Genomic DNA, 4,412 nt, shown 5'->3' on the forward strand with positions numbered 1-4,412 from the left:
GGGTCGCTAGTATCAGAACCATGCCGCTGCTGGATCTGTCCTCCGCCGCCCAGGACTATCTGAAGCTGATTTGGATGGGTGCTGAACACGGCTCCGCCCCGGTCACGGTCGGCGGGCTGGCCAAAAGCATGGAATGAGTACCTCTACGCCTCCGAAGGCGTGAGGAAGCTGGCCGAGGCGGGCCGTGTGACCCACGCCCGCTATGGACATATGGAACTGACCGTAGCCGGCCGTGAGCAGGCCGTGTTGCTGGTGCGCAGACACCGGTTGCTGGAGACGTTCCTGGTCGAAATACTCGGATACGGCTGGGACGAGGTCCATGACGAGGCAGACGTGCTGGAACATGCAGAATCTGGAACCTTGGTCGGAAGGATGGACCGGCTCCTCGGGCACCCCACACGCGACCCGCACGGGGACCCCATCCCTTCAACGAAATCGGCTGCAGACAGGGAAGAGGAGGTCCCGCTGTCGGCCGCCCCGCCGGCATTTTGCTGATTCTGAGCCGTGTCTCTGACGCTGATCCTGCCCTGCTCAGGTACTGTGCGGGGCTAAGGCTGTTGCCCGGCACGGAACTGACCGTCACGGAATCGCGGCCCTTCGCTGCCGGAACGACGGCCCGGTTCACCGGCCACGAAGCAGGCATCGAGATCGGCCCGGACGCGGCGAATGCAATCTGGGTTAGTCCCCGCCCCCGACCTGCCGCGCGGAGTAGGTTCAGGACTGGCCGGTGATGGTCAGAATGATGAGGATGCAGTTGAGTCCAACAATCAGCGTGGCGCTGGTCCATCCTGCGACCTTCAATGCCGGGGAATCGGTGTGGATGCCCATGACTTTCCGATCGCCCGTGAGCCGGATCAGGGGAATCAGGGCAAACGGTATGCCGAAACTGAGCAGGACCTGGCTCAGCACCAATGCCAGGGTCGGTTCGATCCCGGCACCGAGGATCACCAGCGCCGGAACCAGCGTGATGACCCGGCGCGTCAGCAGCGGAATCCTCACCTTCAGCAGTCCGCCCATGATCGTCGCACCGGCGTAACAGCCGACAGAGGTCGAGGCCAGCCCGGAGGCCAGCAATCCGATGGCGAAAACCACACCGATGACCGGCCCCAGCGCAGCTGTCACGGCGGCATGGGCCCCGGCGATGGTATCGGTGCCTTCGATTCCGCGGAGGCTGGACGCGGCCAGCAGCAACATGGCGATATTGACCACGCCGGCAAGCATCAAGGCACCGGCGACGTCATACCGTGTGACCCGGATCAGCCGTGTCCGCACCGCCGGATCATGGGAGAAACCATGACGGTCGCGGGCAAGTGAGGAGTGCAGGTAAATCGCATGAGGCATCACCGTCGCGCCGAGCATGCTGGCGGCCAGCAGGACAGTGTCGGTGCCCTCAAAGCGGGGAACCAGGCCGGAGACGACGCTCCCGGCCTCCGGAGGATTCACGAACAGGCCGGAAACGAAGCCGACGGCAATAACGGCCAGCAGCATCATGATCGCATACTCGAAGGACCGCTGGCCCCGGGTGGACTGCAGGGCAAGCAACAACATGGAAGCAAGACCAATGATGACGCCTCCGGCCAGCAGAGGCATGCCGAAGAGAAGATTCAGCGCCACCGCCCCGCCGATAACTTCTGCCATGTCCGTCGCGCCGGCCACCAGCTCGGCCTGCAGCCAGTACAGCCGGCGCCTGCGGGTACCCAGCCGCCGGCCCAAGATTTCCGGCAAACTCAGGCCGGTGGCCAGGCCCAGCTTCGCCGACTGGTACTGGACCAGGACCGCCATCAAATTCGCTGCCACCAGGACCCACACCAGCAGGTACCCGAAGCTGGCTCCCGCGGTGAGGTTTGCCGCGACGTTTCCGGGATCCACGTAGGCAATAGCAGCCACGAAGGCGGGGCCGAGCAGCAACAGACGCGACCGCCACCGGGGCTTCCGTTCCGCGCGGGGGATAAGGGTGGGTGTAACCATCGTTTCCTCGTCTTTGGGGTAGCTGACACACCGAGGATACCAAGGAATTTAGGTATACCGAAAACTCTTTTTAGGTCGCCCTCCGCCGCGTGTGTCCGCCCGCGGGAAGCCGGCCGTTAGGAGAGCACCGTGGGGTGGGCTGTTCCACGATGTTCGCCACTTCGTACAGGGTGTAGGCGCTGGTGATTCCTCCTTGGCTCAACTCTGAACAGGCTGAGGATCGAGTTTGCGATCCCGTTCAGGGCCCAGAGCTGGCCCGTGACATTTCGATTCAGGCTCCGATCGGGTCGCCTTGAGATCTCCTCCTGGTAAACCCACGCGCCTGCGCGATCGTCAAGGAGTGGGTAAGTCACGAAACATTTCTTGCCGCCGCCGCTTTCTCCCCGGTCGCTGCGGTGGACGGCCGGCTTTTCGGGAGGGGTTGAGGGTCGGTTATTTGGCGCCCCATGGCGCCAAGTAACCGATACCCCACAGTCTTTAGTTGGCTAGGCGCCCGCTCGGACGGAGGTAACCGCGCCTTTGGACGCCATCCAGGTCAGGGGGTGAAGGCCGTTTCGTTTTTGCCGTTCAGTCCTGAGCTGAGGACCTGGCCGTTGCCGACGTAGATTCCGACATGCCGGGCTGCATCACGATGTCACCAGGCTGGGGGTCGGCGACTACGGTGCCGTAGTTCATGAACTGCTTTGGCCCAAGGTCACCGACAGGGATTCCGGCAGCATTAAGGGCGTTTTCCACCAGCCGCGTGCAGTCCTGGACCACGCCGATCTGGGCGTAGGCGGACGACAGCATGGATTTCGATAGCACCGAAAGGGCGCTGGCATGGACGGGGACCGCGCGGTGACGGCCGTGAGTTCTGCGAATGGGCATGAACGCCGACGACCCTATGTGATGCCAGCGCAATTTGTCACATTCACATAACGGGCGCCTGAGCTGGGCTTCTTTAGCGTGCAGGCTTAAAGGAGCACGGCATGTTCGGGCGCCGAAGCGCTACCGTTCAGTTGGGGAGCGCCGAAATCGTTCGTGCAGTCCGGCAGGTGCACGAACCCCGGCAGCTCACAAAGCAACCAAGCCGCCTATGCACACCCTGCCCAGAAGATGACGTGACGTAAGCTGGGCTGCTTCAGAGTCCCACTGAGCAGGGCACGAGGTCGAACTCAGGATCAGGCGCGGAAATTGTTTTCTCCGGGCGGTACGTCTGCGCTGCCCGGTGTCTCCTCGACGCCGGTGGTTCCTGTTTGTGGGGGTAGCGCCGGAGCGTCCTGCTCACTGAACTGCGCCTCATAGCGCACCCGCCGGATTCGTCGGGTCATGGACACCATGAGCATCACAACCGCTATGACCATAAACGCTGTCATCACAAAACCCAGGAATCCCGGCGACACCTGGTCGGCGCTCAAACCTGGCCGTAGCCCGTCATTTCCCGGACCGGGAGTCGGCATCGTACTCAGGGCATGAAGGCCCGAGGCAACGAACGTAATTTGCACTGAGTCATCCTTTTGTTGAGTGCTTCCGAAGGCGCTTCTGGATCTGGTGGCCACGAATGACAACGCCGGCGGCGTGGAGGACAAGACCCGCTCCAATGACGGCCAACGATGAAAAGGTCATCGCCTCATTCCTTGACATTTGCCCAAGAACATTGAGCACGATGCCGGCGGCGATCATCCCCATGGCGCCCAAGACCACGGCCTTATACGCCGCCGAAGCCGTGGCCCAATACTCATTTAGCACTACACCATCATACGGGCACCAGGAGCCAGGCCTCTTCACGTGCCACCTTCGGCCCGAGTGAAACGATGCCTGGAAGATCCGCGTCCGGAACTTTGTGATGACGTGCCCTGAACCCGGCGGCCGGCTGCCAAGCAGACGCCCAGCCTCTCTTCCACGATACTGGCGGTGAGCTTCACCCTTGCCGGGCTTCGTGCCCTGCGGGCTCGGCCCCTGCTGGGGATAGTCGGGGGCTTCCTGTCCCTTGGCGGAATCCTAATATTGACGTTCTTCCGCGGATTGGCCTTGCTAGAGAACATTCCCACTGGTGCTGCGTTGATGGACATGAAACGGCTGATCGGGCGTGCCAGTGAAACCGTCTTTGCCGAGACGGCGCCCGTTGCCGCTAACGTCGGCGTCGTGATCGTGATCTGCGCTGTCCTCGGTCTGGCGGTCATCTTGGGGGACGCACTTGCGGTGCCCCTAGCGGTGCCCGCCGCCACCGGTTTCGGGCTGGCTGGGTTTGGTTTGGTGGGCGGTCATAGTGCTGCTTTTTGCCGCTGCGGCTGTTCCGCCCTTGATCTTTGTCGTTGGCCTTCCGCGGCCAGCCCTTGCTGCCGGGACAGCGTCAGAGCCAGAGGCTGATGAGGCGTTGCAGGGATCCGGATCCGATGAGGATGGTCAGGCCCAGCCCGATGAAGACGGCCGGGACGAGCCAGTGTTCAATTTTTTCCAGGGTC

General features: G+C 62.6%; 5 protein-coding genes. 2 read left to right on the top strand and 3 right to left on the bottom strand.

The window, feature by feature from the left end:
• Positions 1-210 precede the first annotated feature (210 nt).
• Complete coding sequence (locus M8J71_RS23525; RefSeq protein WP_308292977.1) at positions 211-495, top strand: metal-dependent transcriptional regulator; 285 nt, start codon at positions 211-213, stop codon at positions 493-495.
• A complete protein-coding gene (locus M8J71_RS23530) occupies positions 489-731 on the top strand; it encodes a FeoA family protein (protein ID WP_308292978.1) in 243 nt (80 codons plus the stop codon). Before M8J71_RS23525 ends, M8J71_RS23530 begins: the two co-directional genes overlap by 7 nt.
• Here the strand turns inward: M8J71_RS23530 and M8J71_RS23050 are convergent.
• The 3 genes from M8J71_RS23050 to M8J71_RS23060 form a co-directional block, all read right to left on the bottom strand.
• Positions 715-1,968, bottom strand: a complete 1,254-nt coding sequence (locus M8J71_RS23050) for an Nramp family divalent metal transporter (protein WP_256250193.1) — start codon at positions 1,966-1,968, stop codon at positions 715-717. The genes M8J71_RS23530 and M8J71_RS23050 overlap by 17 nt on opposite strands.
• 567 nt (positions 1,969-2,535) lie before the next feature.
• Positions 2,536-2,835, bottom strand: a complete 300-nt coding sequence (locus M8J71_RS23055) for a hypothetical protein (RefSeq protein ID WP_308292979.1) — start codon at positions 2,833-2,835, stop codon at positions 2,536-2,538.
• Between the two features lie 293 nt (positions 2,836-3,128).
• Positions 3,129-3,452: a hypothetical protein gene (locus M8J71_RS23060; RefSeq protein WP_374114894.1), complete on the bottom strand. Its 324-nt coding sequence runs from the start codon at positions 3,450-3,452 to the stop codon at positions 3,129-3,131.
• Positions 3,453-4,412: the final 960 nt, after the last annotated feature.

It is taken from the genome of Pseudarthrobacter sp. R1, from assembly GCF_024494415.1.
In the GTDB taxonomy this organism is placed as follows: Bacteria; Actinomycetota; Actinomycetes; order Actinomycetales; family Micrococcaceae; genus Arthrobacter.

Coding starts and splice junctions, on each gene's coding strand:
- M8J71_RS23525 (WP_308292977.1), top strand. CDS start 211: ATGGAACTGACCGTAGCCGGCCGTGAGCAGGCCGTGTTGCTGGTGCGC.
- M8J71_RS23050 (WP_256250193.1), bottom strand. CDS start 1,968: ATGGTTACACCCACCCTTATCCCCCGCGCGGAACGGAAGCCCCGGTGG.
- M8J71_RS23055 (WP_308292979.1), bottom strand. CDS start 2,835: ATGCCCATTCGCAGAACTCACGGCCGTCACCGCGCGGTCCCCGTCCAT.